Here is a 633-nt window from a genome sequence, read left to right as displayed (position 1 = left end):
GGTTAATTGCGAAAACGCAACAATCGCGGACAAACCATCTTTATCCCACACCTTATTGCCAACGGTGTAGCCAAGCGCCTCTTCGTAAGCAAACAAGAACGGATGTTGCTCGGTTTCTTGGCTCATCGCGACGTTGGTTAGCCATTTAAAGCCTGTTAGCGTTTGGTAATACTCTGCGCCATGCGCTTTTGCGATGCTGCTCAAGAGACGAGATGACACGATGGTGTTACCGACCAGTGAGTTCGGCTGTTGCTCTAGCAAGTAATCACCAAACAATGAACCAACTTGGTCGCCAGTTAACATTTGGTATTCACCGTCTGGGCGTTTTACGGCGACGGCGAAACGGTCTGCATCTGGGTCGTTTGCACAGGCGATATCCGCATCTACGGATTTACCGAGCGCCATGACCATGTCCATGGCCCCTGCTTCTTCTGGATTTGGGAAGTTAACTGTAGGGAATGTGCCATCAGGTTCGCGCTGCTCCGCAACACTGGCCACTTTTTTAAAGCCAGCGTCAGCAAGTAACGTTTCTGCCATGTCTGCGCCAACACCGTGCATCGCAGTGTAAGCGATAGAAATATCGGTGTTGCTATCAGGAGTCAGCAGAGCATTTTCGTTCATGGTTTTACGGTA

1 pseudogene is annotated in these 633 nt (G+C 50.1%); it reads right to left on the bottom strand.

Annotated elements, in window-relative coordinates:
• Positions 1–633 (bottom strand): annotated as a pseudogene (locus R7040_RS27520) (phospho-sugar mutase); the annotation flags it as partial.

Source organism: Vibrio sp. 1069, assembly GCF_033340555.1.
The sequence above is the reverse complement of the archived record's forward strand: the minus strand, read 5'-3'. Positions and strand labels throughout refer to the sequence as shown.